Source organism: Gemmatimonadales bacterium, assembly GCA_036279355.1.
GTDB lineage: Bacteria > Gemmatimonadota > Gemmatimonadetes > Gemmatimonadales > GWC2-71-9 > DASQPE01.
The window spans coordinates 64,325-86,983 of sequence record DASUJH010000049.1; the positions used below are offsets into that span (position 1 = coordinate 64,325).

General features: G+C 70.3%; 22 protein-coding genes. 10 read left to right on the forward strand and 12 right to left on the reverse strand.

The features are described from left to right. Nucleotide 1: 1 nt before the first annotated feature. The 5 genes from VFW66_12130 to VFW66_12150 all read right to left on the reverse strand — a co-directional run bounded on the left by VFW66_12130 (nucleotide 2) and on the right by VFW66_12150 (nucleotide 4,263). Nucleotides 2-1,153 carry a M20/M25/M40 family metallo-hydrolase gene (locus VFW66_12130; GenBank protein ID HEX5387445.1) on the reverse strand — a complete coding sequence of 384 codons (1,152 nt, stop codon included), beginning with the start codon at nucleotides 1,151-1,153 and terminating at the stop codon, nucleotides 2-4. Next, on the reverse strand, nucleotides 1,150-2,133 hold the full coding sequence (locus VFW66_12135; GenBank protein ID HEX5387446.1) for a hypothetical protein: 984 nt from the start codon (nucleotides 2,131-2,133) through the stop codon (nucleotides 1,150-1,152). Before VFW66_12135 ends, VFW66_12130 begins: the two co-directional genes overlap by 4 nt. Next, nucleotides 2,133-2,459 carry a hypothetical protein gene (locus VFW66_12140; GenBank protein HEX5387447.1) on the reverse strand — a complete coding sequence of 109 codons (327 nt, stop codon included), beginning with the start codon at nucleotides 2,457-2,459 and terminating at the stop codon, nucleotides 2,133-2,135. The genes VFW66_12135 and VFW66_12140 overlap by 1 nt, the downstream gene beginning before the upstream one ends. 153 nt (nucleotides 2,460-2,612) lie before the next feature. Beyond that, a complete protein-coding gene (locus VFW66_12145; protein HEX5387448.1) occupies nucleotides 2,613-3,305 on the reverse strand; it encodes an alpha/beta hydrolase in 693 nt (230 codons plus the stop codon). Continuing rightward, nucleotides 3,229-4,263: an aldo/keto reductase gene (locus VFW66_12150; GenBank protein HEX5387449.1), complete on the reverse strand. Its 1,035-nt coding sequence runs from the start codon at nucleotides 4,261-4,263 to the stop codon at nucleotides 3,229-3,231. Before VFW66_12150 ends, VFW66_12145 begins: the two co-directional genes overlap by 77 nt. A gap of 262 nt (nucleotides 4,264-4,525) precedes the next feature. On the opposite strand from VFW66_12150, the gene VFW66_12155 reads away from it, so the two are divergent. Continuing rightward, complete coding sequence (locus VFW66_12155; GenBank protein ID HEX5387450.1) at nucleotides 4,526-5,989, forward strand: OmpA family protein; 1,464 nt, start codon at nucleotides 4,526-4,528, stop codon at nucleotides 5,987-5,989. On the opposite strand, the gene VFW66_12160 is transcribed toward VFW66_12155, so the two are convergent. Both VFW66_12160 and VFW66_12165 read right to left on the reverse strand, forming a co-directional pair. Continuing rightward, nucleotides 5,986-6,978, reverse strand: coding sequence for an EamA family transporter (locus VFW66_12160; GenBank protein HEX5387451.1), 993 nt, complete (start codon nucleotides 6,976-6,978; stop codon nucleotides 5,986-5,988). The genes VFW66_12155 and VFW66_12160 overlap by 4 nt on opposite strands. Nucleotides 6,979-6,991: 13 nt before the next feature. Next, nucleotides 6,992-7,999, reverse strand: coding sequence for an AI-2E family transporter (locus VFW66_12165; GenBank protein HEX5387452.1), 1,008 nt, complete (start codon nucleotides 7,997-7,999; stop codon nucleotides 6,992-6,994). Between the two features lie 63 nt (nucleotides 8,000-8,062). On the opposite strand from VFW66_12165, the gene VFW66_12170 reads away from it, so the two are divergent. The 3 genes from VFW66_12170 to VFW66_12180 all read left to right on the forward strand — a co-directional run bounded on the left by VFW66_12170 (nucleotide 8,063) and on the right by VFW66_12180 (nucleotide 12,824). Continuing rightward, complete coding sequence (locus VFW66_12170) at nucleotides 8,063-9,709, forward strand: response regulator (GenBank protein ID HEX5387453.1); 1,647 nt, start codon at nucleotides 8,063-8,065, stop codon at nucleotides 9,707-9,709. 72 nt (nucleotides 9,710-9,781) lie between these two features. Then, a complete protein-coding gene (locus VFW66_12175; GenBank protein ID HEX5387454.1) occupies nucleotides 9,782-12,439 on the forward strand; it encodes a PAS domain S-box protein in 2,658 nt (885 codons plus the stop codon). Beyond that, nucleotides 12,432-12,824 carry a response regulator gene (locus tag VFW66_12180; GenBank protein ID HEX5387455.1) on the forward strand — a complete coding sequence of 131 codons (393 nt, stop codon included), beginning with the start codon at nucleotides 12,432-12,434 and terminating at the stop codon, nucleotides 12,822-12,824. Before VFW66_12175 ends, VFW66_12180 begins: the two co-directional genes overlap by 8 nt. A 12-nt stretch (nucleotides 12,825-12,836) precedes the next feature. Here VFW66_12180 and VFW66_12185 read toward each other — a convergent pair whose 3' ends face one another. Continuing rightward, complete coding sequence (locus VFW66_12185; protein ID HEX5387456.1) at nucleotides 12,837-13,061, reverse strand: hypothetical protein; 225 nt, start codon at nucleotides 13,059-13,061, stop codon at nucleotides 12,837-12,839. A 225-nt stretch (nucleotides 13,062-13,286) separates the two neighbouring features. Here VFW66_12185 and VFW66_12190 point away from each other — a divergent pair, with 225 nt between their 5' ends. After that, the gene (locus VFW66_12190) at nucleotides 13,287-13,796 is read left to right on the forward strand and encodes a hypothetical protein (protein ID HEX5387457.1); all 510 of its coding nucleotides are present in this window, start codon (nucleotides 13,287-13,289) and stop codon (nucleotides 13,794-13,796) included. Here VFW66_12190 and VFW66_12195 read toward each other — a convergent pair. Next, nucleotides 13,771-14,793 carry a hypothetical protein gene (locus VFW66_12195; GenBank protein ID HEX5387458.1) on the reverse strand — a complete coding sequence of 341 codons (1,023 nt, stop codon included), beginning with the start codon at nucleotides 14,791-14,793 and terminating at the stop codon, nucleotides 13,771-13,773. The genes VFW66_12190 and VFW66_12195 overlap by 26 nt on opposite strands. Nucleotides 14,794-15,462: 669 nt before the next feature. Between VFW66_12195 and VFW66_12200 the strand changes: the two genes are divergently transcribed. The 3 genes from VFW66_12200 (at nucleotide 15,463) to VFW66_12210 (ending at nucleotide 17,329) form a co-directional block, all read left to right on the forward strand. Then, a complete protein-coding gene (locus tag VFW66_12200; GenBank protein ID HEX5387459.1) occupies nucleotides 15,463-16,050 on the forward strand; it encodes an HD domain-containing protein in 588 nt (195 codons plus the stop codon). 372 nt (nucleotides 16,051-16,422) lie between these two features. Beyond that, nucleotides 16,423-16,737 carry a hypothetical protein gene (locus VFW66_12205; protein HEX5387460.1) on the forward strand — a complete coding sequence of 105 codons (315 nt, stop codon included), beginning with the start codon at nucleotides 16,423-16,425 and terminating at the stop codon, nucleotides 16,735-16,737. A gap of 40 nt (nucleotides 16,738-16,777) precedes the next feature. Further along, on the forward strand, nucleotides 16,778-17,329 hold the full coding sequence (locus tag VFW66_12210; protein HEX5387461.1) for a phosphoglycerate mutase family protein: 552 nt from the start codon (nucleotides 16,778-16,780) through the stop codon (nucleotides 17,327-17,329). Here the strand turns inward: VFW66_12210 and VFW66_12215 are convergent. After that, nucleotides 17,326-19,482, reverse strand: coding sequence for a S46 family peptidase (locus tag VFW66_12215; GenBank protein ID HEX5387462.1), 2,157 nt, complete (start codon nucleotides 19,480-19,482; stop codon nucleotides 17,326-17,328). The genes VFW66_12210 and VFW66_12215 overlap by 4 nt on opposite strands. Before the next feature lie 83 nt (nucleotides 19,483-19,565). Between VFW66_12215 and VFW66_12220 the strand changes: the two genes are divergently transcribed. Further along, complete coding sequence (locus VFW66_12220) at nucleotides 19,566-19,997, forward strand: OsmC family protein (protein ID HEX5387463.1); 432 nt, start codon at nucleotides 19,566-19,568, stop codon at nucleotides 19,995-19,997. A 34-nt stretch (nucleotides 19,998-20,031) separates the two neighbouring features. On the opposite strand, the gene VFW66_12225 is transcribed toward VFW66_12220, so the two are convergent. Continuing rightward, nucleotides 20,032-20,586 (reverse strand): NAD(P)H-dependent oxidoreductase, encoded by a 555-nt coding sequence (locus VFW66_12225; GenBank protein HEX5387464.1) that lies wholly within the window; start codon nucleotides 20,584-20,586, stop codon nucleotides 20,032-20,034. A gap of 76 nt (nucleotides 20,587-20,662) precedes the next feature. Here VFW66_12225 and VFW66_12230 point away from each other — a divergent pair, with 76 nt between their 5' ends. Continuing rightward, entirely contained in the window at nucleotides 20,663-21,754 is a 1,092-nt protein-coding gene (locus VFW66_12230) for a hypothetical protein (GenBank protein HEX5387465.1), read from the forward strand. Here VFW66_12230 and VFW66_12235 read toward each other — a convergent pair. Continuing rightward, entirely contained in the window at nucleotides 21,741-22,658 is a 918-nt protein-coding gene (locus VFW66_12235; protein HEX5387466.1) for a hypothetical protein, read from the reverse strand. The genes VFW66_12230 and VFW66_12235 overlap by 14 nt on opposite strands. Nucleotide 22,659: the final 1 nt, after the last annotated feature.

Genomic DNA, 22,659 nt, shown 5'->3' on the forward strand with positions numbered 1-22,659 from the left:
GCTACCACCCCTCCGCCACCGCCTGTACGATGTCCGCGAGCCCCGCCACGTCCCTGAGGTCTACCACCTCGGCCGGCGAGTGGCTGTAGCGGAGCGGCCAGCCGATCGCCACGTCGGGGACACCCCACGCCGCGAATGCCGAACCGTCGTTGCCGCCGTTGGTGGTCCCCACCTGCAACGGGATGCCGCGCGTGCGCGCGAGCGCCACGAGCGTGTCGACGAGCGGCGGCGGCGTCACCGCGCTGTTGTCCACCGCGCGCGACACGGGGCCGTCACCCACCAGCGCGTCCGCGAAGGTCTTGATCTCGAGCGGCGAGTCGGCGGAGACAAACGTATCGATGCCGTGTACCCGCGCCACATGCCCGCCGAGCGATGCCGCGGCAGCCGCGGCGCCCTCGAGCCCGATCTCCTCCCGCACGCTCCAGATGAAGATCACCTGATGCTTGAGCCGCGACGGATCGAGCCGGCGGAGCGCCAGGATGAGCGCGGTGCAGCCCACCCGGTCGTCGAAGGAACGGCCCGTGGCGCGGGTGCCGGCCAGGCGCACGTACTCCTTCGGCATGGTGATCGTCTGCCCGACCTTGACCCCGAGCCGCTCGGTGGCGGCGCGGTTCTCCGTGCCGACGTCGACCACGAGCGCGGTGGGTTGATGCGTGAGCGACGCGCGCGCGGCGGAATCGGCGCCCGGAAGCAGCGCGCTTCTTGGCTCGAACACGGCCGGCACGTCGCCACCCGGCGTGTGGATGAGTGCGGGCCGCGACTCGAAGAGTGAGTGAATGAAACCGCCGATCGGCTTCACCTCGAGCGAGCCGTCGTCGCCGATGGCGCTCACGCTGAAGCCGATCTCGTCCATGTGGGCGACGAAGACAACGAGCGGATCGCCCTTGCCCACCCGCACCCACAGGTTGCCCGCCGTGTCGGTCTCCGCATGTGCCCATGAGGGAAGCATGCGCTGCACTGTGGCGCGCACCGGGCCTTCGGCGCCGGAGGGGCCGTAGCTCTCGACCAAAGGCCCGAGCACCGACTCGGTCTCGGCGATGCGGGCGGCGTCGATCGGCGGGAGGTTCTGCGCGGCGAGCGGCGCGGTGAACGACGCCCCGGCCAGCAGGGCGAGCGCCGCGCGCCGCCCTGTGGTGAAGACTCGCCGCCTCATTGCGCAGACTCGCCGCGAAGCCATGCGGAAATCGTCGCGCGCATCCGCTCCACATCAGCGAGCGACACCGACTCGACCGGCGTGCCCGGGTAGCGCACCGGCAGATCCCAGCGATTGACGGTGCCGAGCGCGGCGACGGGCCCGGCGGGGACGAAGCGCGCGTCGAGCGCCGAATAGCCGCCGGCGCCGTCGGCGATCCAGGTCTCGGCGAACGGCCCCCGCGACGTGGCGATGGTGAGCATGCCGCGCACCGACAAGTTCTGTTCGACGACAAACGCGACCACGGTCGTTCCCCTGGGTGCCTTGCGCGACGGCTTCGCGTCGACGGCGGCGGCGAGCAGCGCGGCGCACGCGGCCCGGCGCCCCGCCGCGAGGGCGGCGATCCGGTCGGCGCCGTAGCGGTGCGGGCGCTTGGTGAGCGCGAGCGGTGTGAGCAGGTGCACGCCGAGCGGCGCCACGTCGGCGTCGGTCGCGGCGCCCACGTCGACGTAGGCGTCGTCGAGCTTGAACGGCGCGCCGTTCAGGTCGGCGCGCCCGCGGGTGAGATGGGTCGAGCGCACCGCGACGACGCCGGGCACCGGCCCCCGATCGCCCAGGAGCGTCACCCGCTGTCCCTCGAGCTGCTGGTCGAAGAGTAGCGGCACGGCACTCCCCGGCGCGGGCGAGCGGCGGAGTGTCAGATATCCGTCCGGCCGCACCTCGCCCACGACGAACCCGATCTCGTCCATCGGGCAGACGGCGAGCCGGCGCGGCGTGCCGCTCCCGCGCGCGAGGACGACGTCACCGGCGCGGTCGCGCTCGGCGCCGGGAAGGAGGGTGAAAAGGGTGTCGCCCATCGCGCGCTCGTAGCCGGTTACCGCCGTCATGGCGGCGAGCCGGGCGGCGAGCGCGGCGACGGGCGTCTGCGCGCGCGCGGAAGGCGCGGCGAGAAAGAGTCCTAGAGCAACGGTAAGCGAACGCGGAATGCTGCGCGGCGCCACTACGCCGCTTCCTCTTCCTCGTACGGCAGGCCGGTATCGAGATCGTGCACGTAGATGGCGGCCCCTCGCCCGTGGGGAGACTCGGTGATCACGCCGTGCAGCAGATCCATGGCCTCGGAGAGCGTCGGCGTGAAGGCGTACTCGAGCGCGCGCGGGGCGGGTTCGCCTTCGCGGGCTTCGGGGAGATAGGCCGCCAGAAAACGGTCGGCAATGTTGGCGTGGAGCTGTAGCTGATGGGTGTCGGGCAATCCGTGACGGCGCTGGATCTCGGTGAGGAGCCGCTCGGCCAGCAGGAGCCGCTCCTGCTCAAGGGCTGCGGGAATCATCACATATATCCTCATGGCGTGGCGCTGGCCGACTCCGGCACGGGGCCAGCGGGTCCGAGGGAGCCCGCGGTGCCGCTCGCAGGGTCCGAAAGGCTCTTGGGATAGTTGCTCGCGGACGGGTGGGCTGTCAAGAGAGTGCAGCGCCCCGCCACATCACCCCGCCTCCGCGAGCCACTCGCGCGCCGCATCCACGTCCGCCGGCACGAGCCCGTGCCCTGCCTCGCTCCAGTGCAACTGCACGTCCGCGCCCGCGCGGGCCAGCAGATCGGCCAGCCGCTCGGCCTCGCGCGGCGGCACAATCGTATCGGCGCGGCCGGCGCCGATGAACACTTCCACTCCGCGGAGCGCGGGCGGCTCGTCGGGCTCGAGCGGCACCATGGGACGGAGCAGGATCGCGCCCTGGAGCACATCGGGTTTCAAGAGCAGCAGGCTGGCCGCGATGTTGGCCCCGTTGGAAAATCCGAGCGCCACGAGCGGGCGGCCGTCGAGCCGATAGAGCTCGCGCGCGGCGCGGACGAACCCCGCCAGCTCGTCGGTGCGGAACCTGAGATCGTCGAGGTCGAAGACCCCTTCGGCGATCCGCCGGAAAAAGCGCGGCATGCCGTGCTCCAGCACCTTGCCGCGCGGACTCAGCAGCGCCGCACCCGGCGCCACCGCGTGGCCCAGCGGGAGCAGATCCGCCTCGCCCCCGCCGGTGCCATGCAGCAGGAGCACCACCACCCGCGACGCCGGATCGGACGCGGGGACGAAGCGGTGGACGAAGCCGAGATCAGAGGCCGGCAGGAGGCGGCTCCTCCAGGAGCGGTGCCGTGGGTCCGCGGCCGGCGCCGGTGCGCTCCAGCGCATCGGCGACTTCGCGCAGATCTTCCGCCGTGAGCGTAAGCGACGCGGCGCCGATCCACCCATCCACCTGGGCGGGGGTACGCGCGCCGACGATGGCGCCGGTGACCGCGGGCCATGCCAGCGTCCATGCGACGGCCGTTGCCGCCACCGTTGCCCCATGGCGCGCCGCGATCGGGCGGAGCGCGTCGCGGAGCGCCAGGTTGCGCGCGAGGCGCGGCTCCTGGAACTCCGGCGAGCGCCGGCGCCAGTCTCCTGCATCGAGTCGCGCCACGCGCTCGGCCGAGAAGCTGTCGGTGAGGATGCCCGACTGCATGGGGCTGTAGGCGATGACGCCGGTGCCGTGGCTCTTGCACCAGGGCAGCTCCTCGACGGCGACGTTCCGGCGGAGAAGAGAGAACGGCGGCTGGAGCGAATCGACGTGCCGGATCGCCTCGCAGCGCTCGAGCAGCGCGACGCCGAAGTTGGAGACGCCGCCTGCACGCACCTTTCCCTCGTCGATGAGCCGCGCCATCTCGGCCCACGAGTCTTCGATCGGCGTGCCCACCGCGTCGGGCCAGTGGAATTGATACAGGTCGATGCGATCCACGCCGAGCCGCCGGAGCGATGCTTCGCACTCGCGGCGGATCGACTCCGGCCGGAGCGATTGCTCGGGTTGCGCGCTCCGGTCGCGCGGGTTCCACACCATGCCGCACTTGGTGAAGACGAACGGCCGCTCTGTCGCCGGAATCCCCTCGAGCGCCCGGCGCACGACTTCCTCCGAGTGGCCGAGCCCGTACACCGCCGCCGTGTCGATCCAGTTGATGCCGCGCGATAGCGCGTGACGGATGGCGGCGATCGAGTCGGCGTCGTCCTGCGGCCCCCAACCGAAGGCCCAGTCGCCGCCGCCCACGGCCCAGGCGCCGAACCCCACGGTGGTGAGCCGCATGCCGCTGGTGCCGAGCGGGCGGGTGGGAAGCGTCATGGGCTGACCGGTCGTTCGAGGATGCGGTAACTGACGGCTGCTTGAGGGTACTCGTCCATCGATTCGGCCGCCAGCCAGCTTGGAGGTAGCCATGCGCTGCGTGCTCGACGCGCCGGCTGTACAATCCTGCCCACCAGCCGCTATACTGTGGGCTGGCGGCGCCCCGCATTCCGCGCCGCGGCATTTCCCCGTTGAGAGCAACAACCGGCCGCCGCCACTGCGGCCGGATGGACCGCAAAGCTGATGCTGAGGAGGCTCACGCATGAGAGTACGTGTGGTCACCGCTGCGCTGCTGCTCGCGATCGCGCCCGCCGTATCCGCGCAGTCAGCCGGAACTTTCGAGATCGGCGCTTTCGGCAAGAACACCTTCTTCGACGACAAGCTGGGTCTGGACAACAAATTCGGCGGCGGCGGCTCCCTCGGGTTCTACCTCCTGCGCAACCTCGCGCTCGAGGCCGAGGGCGGCTACACCAAGTCGCGCGATGCGTTCAACAACTCCGTCTCGAACATCCCGCTCCGCGCGCGGCTCACGTACAACGTCCCGCTCGGCGGCTTCGGCAGCGCGCTGCAGCTTGGCGCCGGCTACGTCCGCGATCTCTACCGGCAGGACGTGCACTTCAACGACAACGGGTTCACGGCGCTCGCCGGCTTCCGCTACGGCCTCACCGAGCACTGGGCACTCAGGGTGGACGGCACCCTCGATTACGTCCCGTCGCCCGAGGCCAACCGCGCCGACAAGTACACCAACCTCGGGATCCAGGCCGGGTTGAGTCTGCTGTTCGGCAACAGTTACGACAGCGACCACGACGGCGTGAAGAACGACGTCGATCGCTGCCCCAACACGCCGCGCGGCGAGCAGGTCGACGCGAGCGGCTGCTCCGACAGCCAGCGGGACAGCGACACCGACGGGGTGAAGGACAACGTCGACAAGTGCCCCAACACGCCCGCGGGCGAAAAGGTCGATGCGGACGGCTGCGCCGACAGCCAGAAGGACGCCGACGGTGACGGCGTGCTCAACACCGTCGACAAGTGCCCCAACACGCCGTCCGGCGAACAGGTCGATGCCGACGGCTGCGCCGCAAGTCAGCGCGACGCCGACGGCGACGGCGTGATGGACAATGCCGACAAGTGCCCCAACACGCCGGCGGGCGAGAAGGTGGACGCCAACGGCTGCTCGCAGAGCCAGCTCGATGCGGACGGCGACGGCGTGCCCGATGCGTCCGACCAGTGCGCCAACACCCCGAAGGGCACTCCGGTCGACGCCAACGGCTGCCCGCAGGACACCGACGGCGATGGCGTCGCCGACGGCGTGGATCAGTGCCCCAACACTCCGCAGGGTCAGGCGGTGGACGAGAAGGGGTGCCCGATCCTGTTCCAGCAGGGCGCCAAGCAGGTCGTCCTGAAGGGCGTCAACTTCGAGACCAACAAGTCGGACCTGACCGAGGACTCGAAGGGCGTGCTGCAGGATGTGGCCAAGTCGCTGCAGGAGAACCCGGACGTGAAGGTCGAAGTGGCGGGCCACACCGACAACGTGGGCACCGCGGCGTACAACCTGCGCCTCTCGCGGGCCCGCGCCAAGGCGGTGCGCGACTTCCTCGTCGCCAACGGCGTCCCGGCATCGCAGCTCACGTCGAAGGGCTATGGCGAGAGCAAGCCGATCGCCCCCAACAAGACGGCCGACGGTCGAGCGCAGAACCGCCGGGTGGAGCTCAACCGGCTCAACTAGGCGGCCGGCCGACCGGAAGGAAGGGGCGAGGCGGTGGGCTCAGGCTCACCGCCTCGTCCTTTTTCGTCTCCGCGGCGGCGGGTCGAGATGATCAGCACCACCGCGCCGATGATCACCGCCGCGGCCACGAGCACCCGCGGCGTCAGCCGCTCGCCCGCGAGCGCCCAGCCCAGGAACACCGCAACCACCGGGTTCACGTAGGCGCAGGTGGCCACGCGCGATGGCGAGGTGACCCGGAGCAGCCAGGTGAACGCGGTGAATGCGACGAGCGAGCCGAACACGACGAGGTAGCCGAGCGCCAACCCGGAGCGGAGCGAGAAGCCGTGCGCCGCCACGTGCGCGCCTTCGCCCGTCGCGAGCCCCGCGGCGACGAGCAGCACGCCGCCCGCGAGCATCTGGAGGCTCGACGCGATGGCGGGCGAGCGCGGCAGCCTCAACCCTCCCGAGAGCACCGACGCGAACGACCAGCCCAGTGAGGAGAGCATGCATGCCGCGGCGCCCGCCACGTCCACCGCGCCACCGAGTGCCGCGCGCCCCGGTGCCAGCTCGCCCGGCGCCACCAGCATTCCGACGCCCGCCAGCCCCGCCACGAGTCCCACGCCCGTCCAGGGCGATGGCGCCCGCCCACCGCCGCGCCACTCGAAGAGCGTGGTCCAGAGCGGAGTCACCGCCACCATCAGCGCCGCGAGCCCTGACGGCACCCGCTGCTCCGCCCACACCACGCCGCCGTTGCCGACGAGGAAAAAGAGCGCGCCGAGCAGAATCGACGGCGCGATGTGCGCCGCCTTGGGCGCCGCGTCGCCCCGGAGCCGGCCGAGGAGGTGGAGCACCGTACCCGCGATCAGGAACCGGACGCCCGCCATGAGAAACGGCGGCAGCGTCTCGATGGCCACCCGGATCGCGAGATAAGTCGAGCCCCAGATGGCGTAGATCGCGGCGAACGCGGCGGCCACCCGCCACGCGCGCTGCGATGAACCCCCGGACGGCACGCCGCTCACCACCTCAGGGCGGGACCTGCCGCCCCTCGAGATACTCCTGCCGGTACATCCGGATCAGCTCGAAGAAGTAGGAGATGGCGAGCGGCCCGATGAGGAGCCCCAGCAGCCCGAACCAGCGGAGGCCGGCAAACGCTCCGATCAGGGTGACGAACGGATGGATCTGCGCCCACCGCCGGTAGACGATCGGCCGCACCAGGTTGTCGACGTTGCCCACCACCACGAGCCCCCACAGCGTGAGCGCCAGCGCCCACCCGTAGCGGTGCTCCAGCGCGAGCGCGGCAACGCCGGGCACCCAGACGAGGCCGCTCCCCACGACCGGCAGGATCGAGAGCGCCATCGTGATGACGCCCCAGAAGAGCGCGTTGGGGAGGCCGGTCACCAGAAACCCGATGTAGACGAACGATCCTTGGAGAAATGCGGTGAGCCCGGTGCCGATGAGCGTCGACGTGGTGACGTCGCGAAACCGGGTGCGCAGCGCCTCGGCGTTCTTGGTCGAGAACGGGATGAACGGCAACAGCGAGTTCCATGTCGAGCCCGGCGCGATGAGCAGGAAAAAGAGGCCGAAGAAGGCGATGGTGAGCTGCAGCGCGAGCCGGGTGGCGGTGCCGACGAAGCTGAGCAGCACCTCGCCCAGAAGCGAGACGATCCGCGCGCTCACCGCCTCGAGCTGCGCGCCGATGTCGTAGGGCCCGATTCTGAGCTCGCGGAGCCGCGCGAGGAGCGGGCTCTGGATGACGCCGTTCGCCATGTCCTGCGCCTGCGACGCGACGAGCCCGATGAGCGATGCGCCCGGCCCCACGATGAGCACGACAGAAAGCGCCACGACGAGCCCCGCCGCGAGCCGCGGGTTCATCCGGGCCGAGAGCCACCGATGGAGCGGCGCGAAGACGACGTACAGCACCGGCGCGCCGATGAGCCCCGTCAGGAACGGCCAGAGCGCCATCGCGAGCCCGACGCCGAGCAGCAGGATGAGGAACGCGGCGCGCTGCTGTTTCGTGTCGAGGAAAGGCATCGCGCAAGTGTATTCGGGCGGGGACTGCGCCGCCAGCACCGCCCGCGCTACATTTGTCCTCTCATGGCCCCGCCTCCTCACGATCGTTCGGCCCCGCGCCCACCCGAGCGCGCGCCCGCCCGCGAAGCCCCTGCGGCGCCCGACGCTGCGCGCCTGCCGCTCATCGCGGCGCTCGGCGTCGAGCAGGACTGGGTGCGGCGCCTGCTTCAACTCGAGATCATCGGCATCCTGGTGGCGCAGGACGGCCGCATCGTCGAGGCCAACGACACCTTTCTCGCCATGGTGGGCTACGCCCGGGCCGACCTCGAGGCCGGGCGCCTCCGCTGGCCCGACATCACGCCGCCCGAGCACTTCGGCGCCGACGAGCATGCACTCGAGGAGCTCACGCGTCTGGGCGGCTGCACCCCATACGAAAAGGAGTACCTCCGGCAGGACGGCACGCGGGTCCCGGTGCTCCTCGTCGCCTCCGCCTTGAGCGGAGAGCCGCTCCGCGCCGTGGCCTTCGTGCTCGATCTCACCGGGCGCAAGGCGCTCGAGCGCCGGGTCCGCCAGGCGCAGCGGATCGACTCGGTGGTGCAACTTGCCGGCGGCATCGCCCACGACTTCAACAATCTGCTCACCACCATCATCGGCGCCGCCGAGCTGCTGCTCGACCACCCGGATCTCGACGCCGACGCGCGCGATGACGCCGACCAGATCCGACTCGCCGCCAACCGCGCGGCCCAGCTCACCCAGCAGCTCCTGGCTTTCGGCCGCCGCCAGGTGCTCCGGCCCGTCGTCCTCGACCTCAACGCGCTGGTGGACGACGTGCACCGGTTGCTCCGGCGGCTGATCGGCGAGTCGGTGGAGCTGCTCACCGACCTCGCGCCGTCGCTCGACCCGGTGCTGGCCGACCGCGCGCAGCTCGAGCAGGTCCTGGCCGACCTCGTGCTCCGCGCGCGCGACGCGATGCCGCAGGGCGGCCGGATCGTGATCGCGACGGAGAACGTGACGGTGGACGCAGGGTTCGCCGAGAGCCGGCCGGGGCTTTCGCCGGGTCGCCACGTGGTGCTCTCGGTGCGCGACTCGGGGGCGGCCATCGACCGCGCGGCCCTCGACCGCATTTTCGAGCCGTTCGCGGTCGGCGCCACCCGCGGCGAGGCGGCCCGGGCCGAGACAGGCCTGGGCCTCGCCTCGCTCTACGGCATCGTGAAGCAGAGCGGCGGCCACGCCGAAGCGCAGAGCGAACCGGGCCAGGGCGCCACCTTCACGATCTATCTGCCGGCCGTGCGCCGGCGCCCCTCGCGCGAGGAGCTTGCGGTGGACGGCGCCTCCGCCGAGGCGCCGGGCGGCGAATCGGTGCTGCTGGTGGAGGATGACGAGCAGGTGCGCGGCCTCACCCGGCGGGTGCTCGAGCGCGCCGGCTACACGGTGGCGGCCGCGGCCGACGCCCAGTCCGCCGTGGCGCTCGCCAACCGGCACCCCGGCACCATTCACCTTCTCATAGTGGACATGATGCTGCCGGGCCTGAGCGGCCGGGAACTTGCCGCCCAGCTCGCCATCCACCGCCCCGCCGTCAAGGTGCTCTACATCTCCGGCACCGCCGACGACGCGATCGGCCGCGACCGGGTCCTGGCGCCCGGAATCGAGTTCCTCCAGAAGCCGTTCGCCCGCGACCAGCTTGTCCGCAAGGTGCGGCAGGTTCTGGACGCCCCCCTCGCCCGCTCTTAGCTTCTCCGGGTAAGCCGTTCCCGAAGTTCGCGCCGCGCCCTCCGGGGCGGCGGCCTTACGATAGAGCCACGCGTGCCCGTCCTGGTCCAACCCGGCCTCGTGCCGTATCTCGCCATCGGTGTCGCCGCCGTGGTGTTCGCGGCCGCCGCCTTCTGGGCGGCCCGCGCCGCCCGCCGGCTTCGGCGCGCCGAGCACCAGCGCCTCGAGGCGGAAGCCCGGATCCGTGCCCTCTCCGGTTTCCTCCACGAAGCCGTCGTGGCCTACGCTCGCGATCGCCAGATCACCTTCGCCAATCGCGCGTTCGAAGCGCTCACCGGCTACTCCATGGCAGAGCTGCGCGACCGGCAGTTCCTGGAGCACCTCCACCCCGAGGACCGCCCGCTGCTCGCCGCCGAGTGGGACCGGCTCGACCGCGGCGAAACGATCGACGCACAGGAGTACCGGATCGTCACCAGGGCCGGCCAGGTAAAGTGGGCCTCCAGCTCGTGGCGGCCGCTCCTCGACGACCGGGAGGAGATCGTCGGCTACTTCGGCACCGAGCTCGACATCACCGAGCGGAAGCAGACCGAGCACGAGCTGCGAAGAGACCTGGAGCTGTTCCAGACGGTGATGGAGGTGCAGCAGTCGGTGGTGGCGGTCGGGCTCGATTCGCGCGCCGTCATGAGCGCCATCGCCGACCGCGCGCACCGCTTCACCCACGCCGACGCGGCGCTCATCGAGCTGGTCGAGGGCGAGGGGCTCGCCACCAGGGTCGACACCGGCGCCCCCGCCGGCGCGCCGCGCGCGGACACCACCCTCTCGAGCGTCTGCGTCCGCACCGGCGAAGTCCAGCGCTCGGACGACACCAGCGACGACCGCCGCGTGGATCCGGAGGCCGCCGCCCGGCTCGGCATCCGCTCGCTGCTTGCGGTGCCGCTCACGGCCGAGGGGCGCGTGCTCGGCGTGCTGAAGGTGATTTCGGGTAAGCCGCACGCATTCAGCGAGCGGGACGTACGCGCGCTTCGCATGATGGCCGGGCTCATGGGCGCGGCGCTCGAGCATGCGGCGTTTCTCGAATCGCGCCAGGCGCGGCTGGAGGAGCGCACCAACGCGTTGCAGGAGAGCGAGCAGCGCTTCAAGCACCTGGTGGACGCCGCGCAGGAAGGCATCTGCGTGCTCGACGAGCGCGACGTGACGACCTACCTCAACCAGCGGATGGCGGAGCTGCTCGACCACCCGATCGGCGAGGTCCTCGGCCGCTCGCTCTACGAGTTCATGGATGCCGGCGCGCGGGCCGGCGCGCGCGCGGCGCTGGCCCGCCGCTCGCCGGGCTCGGTGGCGCGGCTCGACGTGCGCTTCCGCCGCGCCGACGGCGGCGACATCTGGGCCATGGTTGCGGCGAGCCCCATCGAGCGGAAGGACGGGACGGCGGTCGGAACCGTGATGCTGGTGACCGATGTGACCGAGCGCCGCCTCGCCGAGGAGCGGCTCCGGCGCTCCGCCGACCGGCTGGCCATGCTGCACGACATCGACCACGCGGTGCTCGCGGCCCGGTCGCCCGTCGAGATTGCCCGCGCGGCACTGGGCCGGCTCCGGCGCATCGTGCCCGGGCACTGGGCGTCCGTCGTGCTGTTCGACCACGCGCGCGACCAGGCCCAGATTCTCGCCGGATACGAGCAGGACCGCTCGGTGCCGGCCGCGCGCATTTCCCTCGCCGACTTCGGCCCGGCGGAGCTGCGCCGGCGCGGTGTGGTCCAGTGCGTGGCCGAGCTCGCCGCCGTGGAGGATCCGCCGCCCCGCCAGCGGCAGCTCCTGGAACGCGGCATCCGGAGCCTTCTCGCCGCACCGCTCCTCGCCCAGGGCGAAGTGCTCGGCGAGATCGCTGTGGGTGCCGCGGAGCCGGGTGCATTCGACGCGGAGCATCGCGAGATCGTGCGCGAGGTCGCGGCGCCGCTCGCGATGGCCATCCAGCACGCCAACCTTCGCGACGAGCTGATCCGCCGCACCGCCGAGCACGACCGCCAACTGGCCGAGCGGAGCGCCGCCGCGCGCGAGCTGGGCGGCGAGCTGGACCGCGTGATCGGCGGCCTCGCGCACGAGGTGCAGGCGCCGATCCGCCAGATCCACGGATTCACCTCGCTCCTCGCGGAGGAGGCGGCCCATCGTCTGAGCGAGGGCGGGCGCCACACGGCCGAGCGCATTCGGCAGGCATCGCTCAGACTGGGCGCGCTGGTGGAGGATCTGATCGCGCTCGCGCGGATCGGCCGCGAGGAGGTGCTGCGCCAGCGCGCCGACGTCGGTGCCATCGCGCAGGAGGTCGTCGCCTCATTGGGCGGCGATGAGGGGGGACGTCGGATCGCGTGGGAGATCGGCCGCCTCGGTGCCGCCGACTGCGACCCGGCGCTGGTCAAGACGGCGCTCGCCGAGCTGGCGTCGAACGCAGTCAAGTTCACCCGCACGCGATCCGAGCCGCGCATCCGGATCGAGCGGGTCGCGCTCGAAAACAACGGCGGCGAGGCCGGCATCGTGGTGCGCGACAACGGCGTCGGCTTCGAGCCGGGCGGCGCCGAGCGGCTGTTCGACATGTTCGCCCGGCTGCATCGGCCGGACGAATTCGAGGGATCGGGCTTGGGGCTCGCGTTGGTGCGGCGCATAGCGGAGAAGCACGGCGGCCGCGCCTGGGCCGAGAGCGAGCCCGGGCGCGGGTCAAGCTTTTACGTCACCCTCGGCACCGGCTGGCGCGATGGGTGACGGCCGCTCCGGCGGCGCCATCCTCCTGGTCGAAGGCGATCCCGCCGAAGCGGAGCTCTTGTCGCGGGTATTGGGGCCGGGCGTGCGAATCGCGCGCGATGGGCCGGAGGCGCTCGCCGCACTCGGCGCCGATCCACCGCGGCTCGTGGTCACCGCGGACCGGTTGCCCGGCCCCGGCGGACTGGATCTGCTGGGGCGAATCCGTGCGAGCGCGGCGCTCCGCGCGGTCCCCGTGGTACTCCTCACACCGTCGCCCGACCCCGAGCTGGTGGCGGAAGCCTACCGACTCGGGGTCAACAGCGTCGTGCGCAAGCCCATCGCGTTCGAGGACCTGCGCGCGGCGCTGCGCCAGGTGGCGGCGTACTGGCTGGAACGAAACGTCTAGTCGCGCCGAGTCCTAGTGCGAGCTCGTCGTATCCTGCGACGTGGCGCCCTTGGTCGTGCCCTTGTGCGCTTTCTTGCTGGACTTGTGCGCCATGTGATGGCGGCCGTGATGCTTCTTCGTCGTCATCGTGGACTTGGCCGAGTCGGCGGTGCCCTGCTCCGGCTGCTGCGCCATGACCGGCGCGGCGACGAGCATCGTGCAGAGGGCAACCATTGCGAGCGAGAACTTGCGGGACATGCGGACCTCCGAGAAGGGTTTGGACGATGGCCCGCGGCATTGGCACAAGTCGCGCCATGTGCCTGAACGGTTCCGTAGCCGTGCTGACTGGTGTTGGGATGCGCAAATATGGCCCGCGAGTGCCCGAATCAGCGCGCGCTGCGGGACAACTTGTCGCGTCCGGGCTCCCACGATAACATCCGGGCGCCTGCCCCCATCACACCCGCACCGCCCGAAAGGCCGCTCATGCGCCCCCGCCCGACGCTCGTTCTCCTCGTCTGCCTCGTCGCCGCGTCGGTTGCGCGGCCCGCGTCCGCGCTGGCGCAGTTCGGGAAGTTCCGCGGGCGGCGCGCGCCGGGCAACATCACGGTTGGCGTGCGCGGCGGCCGCGATTTCGAGAACCACGCATGGAGCGCGGGCGGCCAGCTCTCGCTGCCACTCGTCAACCGGATCGAGCTCCGCCCGAGCGGCGACTACTACTTCGGCGACGCGACGCCGTTCCGCTGGCAGCTCAACGCGGACGGCATTTTCCGGTTCGGGCCGGGCGGCACCGTGTATGGCGGCGGCGGCGCGGCGTTCACCCGGGTGCGGCCGATCGACAAGGTGAAGACGGGATACAATCTCTTCTTCGGGCTCGAGTTCGCGCGGCCCACGGCGCGCAGCAAGCCGTTCGCCGAGTTCCGCTGGACCTTCGTGAACGGGACCAGCCCGTTCCGGCTGGTGGCGGGGATCAGCACGGTGGTGGGGAAGTTGTAGCGGGCCGGCCGTTATCGCTGCGGGCGGCGTGGTGCCACGCGTCGAGCAGGACGCGGGCGTCGCGGGAGAACTCCTCCGCGTTCTCGAGCCTGCGGCCCGCGCGTCCGAACTTCACCAGATCGGCTTCGGTGAGTAGCGCAGCGCAGCGCTCCGCGAGCAGCGGCCGAGCGACCTCGTGCGGCAGGGTCGCGAGCAACTCGCGCGTGGTGCGCTCGAGCGCGGGCACGCCATGCGCGTCCGCGAGGTATTGCCGGAGCGCGTCGGTGACCATGGCGTAGTGGCGGGCGGCGTCGCCGCGGGCGGCCCAGCCGTCGCGGTCGATCTCTTCGAGGCGGGCGAGCGCGGCGTCGTAGGGGGCCAGAGCCGGCGTTTGCGGCACCGGTATCTCTCCCGGCGCGTGCGGCTCGGCGCGATGCCTTCGCCGACCGCGCCACCGGATGATGAGCACCACCAACGCCGCCAGCAGCGCGGCGACACCCGCTCCGATCAACCTCCAGTTGCGCCCCGACACGCGCGCGATGTCCTTCACGTCCTTGAGTGGCGGGTTGCCGGCCGGTGCGACGGGGTCGATCTGCACGAACGCCGAGTCGCTGAGCAGCATCCCGCGCGTGAGGCCCTTCACGCTTCGCATGAACGGAAGCCCGAACACCGGCACCGCCTGGCGCCCGGTGCGGTAGAACGTCACCCGGCCCTCGCCGCGATAGATCCGGTCGGGATCGCGGTGCAGCTTCTGGATCGAGAGGATGCGCACCCCGTTCGGCAGATCGCCGACCGGTTGGGGGATGGTGTCGTAGAGGAGATCGCCCGGGGAGAGTCGCACGCGAAAGCGGAGCGTGACCAGGTCGCCGACGGTGGCGTGGGTGACGGCGGGGACGATTTCGAACGACTGGTTGGGGAGCGGCTGGTTCGGGATCTGCTGGTTCGGGAACTGCGCGGCGGCGGAGCCGGCGAGCGCCAGCGCGGCAAGCGCGCCCGGCCCGACTGCCCGGATCCGCACCGCCCATCGTTGCCGCAACCTGCGCATCCGTCAATTAACGCGACCGCGGGCCGGCGATCCAGGGGCGTGCGGGCTGCCGTGTGGGAGCTAGATTCCGGCCGTCCTCAAGTACAAACTCGGGGGCAGCGGTAATGGCGACGCAGTCGAGTAAGCACCGTTACGAGATTGCCCTTTACTGGAGTGCCGAGGATCAGGCGGTCATCGCCGAGGCGCCGGAGCTGCCCAGCTGCGCGGCCGATGGGCCGACCTATCAGGCCGGAAGGGCCTGTGAAAACCCCGACGGAGCAAGGCGTCTATATCATTCGCAGCGCGCACGGCCGCGTGCTCCATGTCGGTCGCACCACGCGCAACGCACACGGTCTTGCGGGGCGTCTGACCGCCCATCTTCGCGGGAAGTTGAGTTTCGCCCAGGCGTATTACGGTGGTAACCCGGCCGCCCTCCGTCCGGCCACTTATCAGTATATCGTGGTTAAGAATGACCGCACACGTGCTCTCCTCGAGGCACTCGCGTGTGGAACGCTGTGTCCCGCGCACACCGGCACGGGGCGCCTCGGTGCCAAGAAGTAACGATCGAGCACCACCGCCGCGGCATCCGTCGGCGTTCCTGAATCTGTGTCGCCGGCTCGACAACCGATCGCTAAGACCGCCGCCTGACCGAAGACGGAGACCATGCCTGATACGATCTCTCCTCGCCTCCAAGAGGCCCTTGATTGGGCCATCGAACTGCACGGAAGGGACGCTCGTAAACAAAGCCCTGTGCCCGTGCTGGCGCATCTTCTCGCGGTCTGCGCCCTGGTGCAACTCGATGGCGGTGCCGAGGAGGAGGCCATCGCGGGCCTGTTGCACGACGCGCTCGAGGATGAGCCCGAGATCGCGACGGCCGAGGAGATCGAGCGCCGGTTCGGTTCGCGCGTACGCCAGATCGTTCAGATCTCGTCGGATACCCCGGAAGAGTACCGCGGTGGCCGCAAGGCGCCCTGGAAGGAACGCAAGGCGAAGTACCTGGAGCACGTTCGGCACTCCTCCCCGGACCTCCTCCGCGTCACAGTTGCCGATAAGGTAGACAACGTCCGCGCTCTGCTCGCCGACCTGACGCGCCTTGGGGACGCACTCTGGACCCGATTCAATGCTCCTAAGCCGGAGCAGCTGTGGTATTACCGCGGTGCATTGGACGCGTACAAGAGCGCCGGGTTCAAGGGACCCTTGCTGGCCGAATTGGAGCGCTTGGTCATCGAGCTGGAACGGACTGCGGCCTAACATCCGCAAGAGGTCGGCGGGCGCGTTGGCGAGCACGGCGGTCGAGGCGAACGATGTGTCAGCTCCGGAACGATGGTCAGGCCCCAGCCCGACTACCCCTTGCGGGCGCGTGTAGCGGGGCGGACTTTTCGGGATATGGCAAGCACCCCTTACTTCGAGTTTAAGCACTTGAGCATCGCCGAGCGCCACCAGCTCGTAGAGGATCTCTGGGATAGCATCGCTCAAGACGCGAACGCCGAGACCCTAGCCGCTTACCGACGAGGAGAACGCGCTCTTAGATGAGCGGCTGGCCGACCTCGAGCGGAATCCAGACGCGGGCTCAAGCTGGGAAGAGGTTAAAGCGCGCATCGTAAGGCGCGACTCCTAATTGCCGTGCCGCGCTTCATCGTGCGGTCGGCTGCGGAGCTGGAGATCGCGACGGCCTTCGAGTGGTACGAGCTCCAGCGCGAGGGACTCGGCTCGGAGTTCTTGAACGCCGTCGAGGCCGGTCTGGCCCTGATCCGCCGCTCACCTCTGATGTTTCCGGTAGTATATCGCGAGACGCGACGCGCGCTCTTGCGGAAGTTCCCGTACCCCCGGTTCTACGTGACCACACCAACGACAACGCGGGTGATCGCGTGCGTTCACGCCCGGCAGTCCCCGAAGCATTGGCAAGACCGGTCGGATTCCGAGCAAGCTGACGCCTAACCGGCGCATGCACTCGAGGCGAACCGCGCGGACCTTGTCAGTGGCGCTTGCCGCCACGCTCACCGCAAGCGCGGGCCCGACGCCCGCGCCGCGAGCGCCCGCGCCCGGCCCCGCGCTGGTCATCCTGGTCCGCCACGCCGAAAAGGCCACGACGCCCCCGGACGATCCCCCACTCTCCTCCGCTGGACGCGCCCGCGCCGCAGCGCTCGCCGATGCGGTCCGCGACGCGGGCATCACCGCGATCGTCACGTCGGACCGCCCGCGAACGCAAGAGACAGCCGCGCCACTCGCCGAGCGGCGCCATCTCACGCCCATCGTTGTGCGCGGCGGCGCGGGTGCCGAGCAGCATGCCGCCTCGGTCGCGGCGGCCGTGCTCGGGGCCGGCGGCGTAGTGCTCGTCGTCGATCACTCGAACACCCTGCCGCTCATCATGCGGGCGCTGGGCGGCCCCGCCGTGCCGGCAATATGTGACATGGAGTTTTCGAACCTGTACCTGCTGGAGCGCCAGGACGGCGGGCCGGCGCACCTGGTGTACGCACATTATGGTGCGCCCGACCCGCCGCACGACGCCAACTGCGCTGCCGCGCGCTAGCTCGGGCCCGCCTTCCCCTCCATCTCATCCGCAATCCGCCCCGCCCCGTACACCTTCCTGAGCGCCTCGGTGAGCGCCCGGCTGTCCACCCCCACCGCGCGCGCCACATCGTCGGTAAAGATGAAGCGGTTCGGCAGCGACTCGATGTTGCCGTCGAAAATGAGCCCGATGACCTCGGCGTTGCGGTTGATCATCGGACTGCCGGAGTTGCCGCCGATGATGTCGTTCGTCGTGACGAGATCGAGCGCGGTGGTGAGATCGAGGCTGTCCCGCATCCGCACCCACCGGTCGGGGATGTGGTACGGCACCGAGTCGTCGAACGCGGCGCTCCGTCCATAGAGCCCGTAGAAGCTCGTCTTGTACGGCGCCTTGGTGCCGTTGTACGGAAATCCCAGCGCCACGCCGTCGGTGATCCGGAGCGTGAAAGTCGCATCCGGCGGCAGCGTGGTGCCGTACGCCGCGAAGATCGCCTGCCCGATCCGCTCGGCGTTGGCCGAGATCACCGCCTCGAGCTTGGCGGCGCGCGTGGCCACCGCGCGCGAGAGCGGTGCCACTCGCCGCGCCAGCGCGATCATCGGATCGTCCGACGCGCGCACCGTGGCGTTGCCGCCCTCGAGCAGCGAGTGCCGAACGCTCAAGTCGCCCAGCTTCGTCCCTTCCACCAGCGCCTCGGCCGCCACCTCGGGGCTCCGGCCCTGCAGGACGGCCGAGAGGAACGGATCGTTCGCGGGCAGCTCCCTCCGCGCTGCGTCGAGCTGGGCCGCGAGGGTGAGCTTCTCGGTCTCTTTGTCGATCGGCAGATCGCTCAGCACGATGCTCCTGATCTGCTCGAGCCCGTCGCCCTGGTATTGCGGGAGGCGAAGCGAGTCGGGGAGCGCCGCCTGCTCCGGCAACCGCACGATCGCACCGGCGAGCCCGAGGAGCTGCGAGCCGGCAAAACCGTACCAGTGAAGCTGCGGCGCGAACGTCCGCTCCTGCTTGAGCGCCGCCGCAATGGCGTCCCATGCGCCGCCGTAGCGCGCCCTGAGCTTGGGGTTTGCGTTGACCCGGGCGCGGAAGTCGCGCTCGAACGCCCGCTTCCTGGCCATGATCGTCGAGTCGAGCAGGCCGGCGCGGTAACCGGTCACCGCCTTGAACGAGTTCTCCAGCCCGAAAATCTGGTTCTCGTGCGCCCGGCGCGCTTCTTCGCTCTCGCCCGAGAGTCCCTTCAGGATCTCGATGTTCCGGCGATAGGCCGCGAGCTGCGCCGGGTACTGCACGTCGCGCAGCCAGTCGAGCTGCGCCACCGTGAGCAGCCGGCCGGTCGAACCGGGGTTGCCGGTCACGAGCACCAGCTCGCCCTCCTTCGCACCGCCCGCGCTCCACTTGAGGAAATCCTTCGGGTGGTACGGCTGATCGCCGTCGTACACCCGGAGCAGGCAGAGGTCGAGATCGAAGCGCGGGTAGGTGAAGTTGTCCGGGTCGCCGCCGAAGAAGCTGATCTCCGCCTCGGGCGCCATGACGAGCCGGAGGTCGGAGAAGCGCTTGTAGCGGTAGAGCGAATACTTGCCGCCCTGGTAGAAAGTCACCACCTGGCAGTTATCGGTGCCCGCGGCCTGGCACTCCTTTTCGATGCGGGCGATGGCCGCGTCACGCTGGGCCACCTGCTTGCCCGGCGTCGAGGCCGTTGCCGCGCCGCGCACCTGTGAGGTCACGTCCTCGATCGATTGCAGCTGATCCACGTAGAGCCCCGGGCACTTCTTCTCTTCGGACGCCGTGCGCGCCACGTAGCCTGTGCTCTGGTAGTCGGTGTCCGGCGGCGAGACGGCGGTGATGCAGCTCCGGCCGCAGTGGTGGTTCGTCATCACGAGGCCGTCCGACGAGATGAACGACGCCGAGCAGTTGGGCAGCCGCACCGATGCGAGCCTGACGTGATCGAGCCACGCCTGGTCGGGCGTGAACCCGTAGCGCGCCTTCCAGTACTCGAGCGGCGGCGCGTCGAAGGTCCACATGGTGCCGAACTCTTTCACGTAGCCGGCGGGAACCGGGGGCGGCGCCTCAACCTTGGGCGGCGCGGGTGCGGGTGCGGTGACTTGAGCAATCGCCGGCGACGGCGCGAACCGAACGGCGAGCAGCAGGGCGGCGAGTGCGCCGCGAAGGGGAGGTGTGCGCATGGCGGTAGAACCTAACTGCCGCCCGGATTCGCCGCGAGGGCGGTTTAGATTCGGGACGAACACCTCAACGGGAGACACCGACGATGGCAACGACGAGCAGGGCAAGCGCGGTCTGGATGGGCACGTTGAAGGGGGGCAAGGGTCACTTCGAGGCGAAGTCCGGTGCCTTCCAGGGCGACTACTCGTTTCCGACGCGGTTCGAGGGCGCCAAGGGCACCAACCCCGAAGAGTTGATCGCGGCGGCGCACGCCGCATGTCTCAGCATGGCGCTTTCGTTGGTGCTGGAGCAGGCGGGCACGCCCGCCACCCGGATCGCGACGACGGCGGCATGCACCATCGATTCGGTGCCGGGCGGCTTCCGGATCAAAAGCATGCAGCTCGAGGTGCGCGGGCAGGTGCCCGGCATCGATCAGAAGGCGTTCCAGAAGGCGGCCGAGGCGGCCAAGGACGGCTGTCCGGTGTCGCAAGCGCTCAAAGGGAACGTCGAGTTCCAGCTCGACGCCCGGCTGGAGTAGCGCGGCTCGCTTGGCGCGGCCCGTGTGGCGCGGCTCAGCCCGAGAGCTTGCGCCCCATCGTGAGATAGGCCGACACGTTCTTTTCGAGCCGCTGCTGCGCGGCCGGATCCTTGAGCGCGCCCGAGTCGTCAAATGCGTTCTGCGCCTGGGCCAGCGCGAACATGTCGGGCAGGAGCGTGACACCGAGACCCTCGAGCGGGATCCGCAGCTGCCAGAGCCCGCGTATCCCGCCCACGAGGCTGGTCGAGGCGGAAAGCAGAAATCCGTGCTTCCCACGGAACGGCATCGGCTGCATGCGCGACACCCAGTCGATCGCGTTCTTGAGCGTCCCCGGCAGCGAGAAGTTGTATTCCGGCGACGAGATCATCATGCCGTCCGCCGCCGCCACCCGCTGCGCCATCGCCTGCGCTCCCGGTGGAAATCCCGATTCCTTCTGCACATCTCCATTGTAGAGCGGCATGTCGAAGTCGGCGAAGTCGGCGAGGTCCACCTGGACCCCGCCGGCGCACGCGAGCTGCACGGCGCACGCGATCAGCCGCTTGTTGAGCGAATCGCGCCGAAGCGAGGCGGCAAAGGCGAGGAGTTTCATGCCCAAGCATAACACGCCCCGAACGCGCGTGACCCGCCTCACCTCACCGCGTTTCAGCGTCGGATATTCTGCCGGCGTGGCAAAGCGATCGTCTGAGCGGCACACCGAGCCCGAACCCGTCGCGGACCCGGCGGAATCGGCCGAAGCGGCGGGACTCCGGTACGTGAGCGATACGATGCCGGGCATCCGTCGCGAGCGGAACGGCAAGGGCTTCGCCTACGTCGACGCCGCCGGCCACCGGGTGCGCGACCGCGCCACGCTCGAGCGCATCAGGCATCTCGCCATTCCCCCGGCCTACACCGACGTCTGGATCTGCCCCACGCCGCGGGGCCACCTCCAGGCCACGGGCCGCGATGCCCGCGGCCGCAAGCAGTACCGCTATCACCCGAAATGGCGCGAGGTGCGGGACGAAACCAAGTTCGAGCGGATGGTCGCGTTCAGCGAAGCGCTGCCAGGCATCCGTGAACGGGTGAAGGAGGATCTGGCGCTGCCCGACCTCCCCCGCGAGAAGGTGCTCGCCGCGATCGTGCAGCTGCTCGAATGCACCGCCATCCGGGTCGGCAACGACGAGTACGCCCGCGCCAACCGCTCCTTCGGCCTCACCACCCTGCGCGACCGCCACGTCGAGATCTCGGGCTCTCGGCTCCGGTTCGAGTTCCGCGGCAAGAGCGGCAAGACGCAGACGGTGGACCTCACCGACCGCCGGCTCGCCCGCATCGTGGCGCGCTGTCAGGCGATCCCCGGCGCCGAGTTGTTCCAGTACCTCGATGAAGACGGCAAGCGCCAGACGGTGGACTCGGGCGACGTGAACGACTACATCCGGCAGATCTCCGGGCAGGATTTCACCGCGAAGGACTTTCGCACCTGGACGGGGACGATGCTCGCGGCGGAGGAGCTGAGCGCGGCCGGAGCATTCGAGTCGGAGAAAGACGCGAAGACCAGGCTGCTCGAGACCGTCGACCACGTAGCCGAGCGGCTCAACAACACCCGTGCGGTCTGCCGGAAGTACTACATCCACCCCGCGGTGATGGAGCTGTTCCTCGCCGGGCGGCTGCCTGAGGAGCTCAAGGCAGCGACGGGCACCGGCCGGCTCTCGGTCACCGAGACCGCGGTCGTGGCACTCATCCGCCGCGCCGCCGACGACGCGCCGAAGCTCAAGGCGAGCTGATCGCGTAGCGGACCAGCACGCCCTCCACGAAATCGGCGACGACCCGGCCGTCGCTTCGTTCGTAAGTCCGCGTGTTCACCCGGAGCGTGCCTTCCATCCGCTCGGCGCGGCCGGTCGGGGCGCCGAGCAGCGAGTCCGCCTGCTCGACGCTCATGCCTTTCCAGATGGCGGCCAATCCTGCGGCCGGGTCCGGGGGCGGCGGCGCGGACGCCATCGAAGGATCGAAGTCCACGTACGCGGCGAGCGCCGCCATCACTGCCTCCGACGTCAGCGCCTCCGCCGGCACGCCGTCGCGATAGCGCAGGTTGAAGCGCGAGCCCGCGGCGAGCCGCTTCTGCTCCAGGAACTCGCGTTTTCGTTCGGTTGCGCCCGCGGTGAGCGCCTGGTTCCGCCGATCCTGCCGCTCCCGTTCGGCGCGAAGTGCGTCCAGCTCTTCCTGCGCTCGGCGGCGGAGCACCGGATCGGTCTGCTTCGGGATGTCGCGCTCGAGGTCCTTCTCGCGCTGGCTCTTGGGCATGGCCGACACCGAGACGCTCGGGTCGGTCGGGTCGCCGAAGGTGCCGTACCCGCCGCCGCCAAGCTGAAACTCGATCAGCTTTCCCTTCACCTTGAGCTTGGTGACCGTGGCCAGCTCGCCCGCGCGGATCGCGGTGCCATGTTTCTTGATGCGCTTGGCGTACTCGGGGTAATCGAGCGGCTGGGCAGTGCCGGGATAGACGTCGACGCCGTCGTCGGTGGCCGGGAGGTCGATCCGGAGCGCCACGGCGTGCCCCTCGAAGTAGGAGCGGAGCGCGGCCTCATTCTGCGCGGCGAGGCGCGGCGCGAGCGGCGATGGAGCGAACAGGAGGGCCACGATCGCGACGGTGAGGGCGCCCGCGCGAGGCGCGGAAGTCGTGAGCGGCATC